Genomic DNA, 701 nt, shown 5'->3' on the forward strand with positions numbered 1-701 from the left:
GTGCTTCTACCGCCACTTGCTGCATTGGTTTTTCCGCTACTCGTTCACCGAAAGTAGATTGCGTTACATTCGTTCTTGCCGCATGTCTTTCCATTAACTTCTTTCTGTCTTGTTTTAGCATGACAACGTTAAATGGGACATGGCGCTTTTTCTCACGCTTCGGCTCTTCTGTTTGTGTAGCAGGCTGTTCTTCAGCAACTTGTTTCTTTTCTTCAGCTTCTTCAATTAAAACATTCGCAAAGCTTTGAACATCTTTCTTTGTTTGCTCATCCGCTTCTGAATCTAGTACGAACACTTCACGTTCTTCCTTGAACTCAATTGTTTCTTGCTGAGAAATTACTGGTTGCTCTGCAACTGGTGTATTGTCCACCAACTCTTTATTTATCGTTTCTTCCATTGCTATTTCTTGAGAAGTTTCCTCTAATATGAATTCCGTAACTGGTTCTTCTTCCTCAGATTCTTCTAACTCCGCAGCTGCTACTTCTTCCTTAGATTCTTCTAATTCCACAGCTTCTGCTTCTTCCTTAGATTCCTCTAACTCCATAGCTTCTGCTTCTTCTTTAGATTCCTCTAATTCCGCAGCTTCTGCTTCTTCCTTAGATTCTTCTAACTCCGCAACTTCTGCTTCTTCCTTAGATCCCTCTAATTCCACGGCTTCTGCTTCTTCCTTAGATTCTTCTAATTCCACAGCTTCTGCTTCT

1 pseudogene is annotated in these 701 nt (G+C 41.2%); it reads right to left on the bottom strand.

Annotated features, from left to right (window positions below):
• Positions 1–688, bottom strand: a pseudogene (locus tag VK90_RS27425) (DNA translocase FtsK); the annotation flags it as partial.
• Positions 689–701: the final 13 nt, after the last annotated feature.

This window comes from Bacillus sp. LK2 (assembly GCF_001043575.1).
GTDB classification, from domain to species: domain Bacteria; phylum Bacillota; class Bacilli; order Bacillales; family Bacillaceae_G; genus Bacillus_A; species Bacillus_A paramycoides.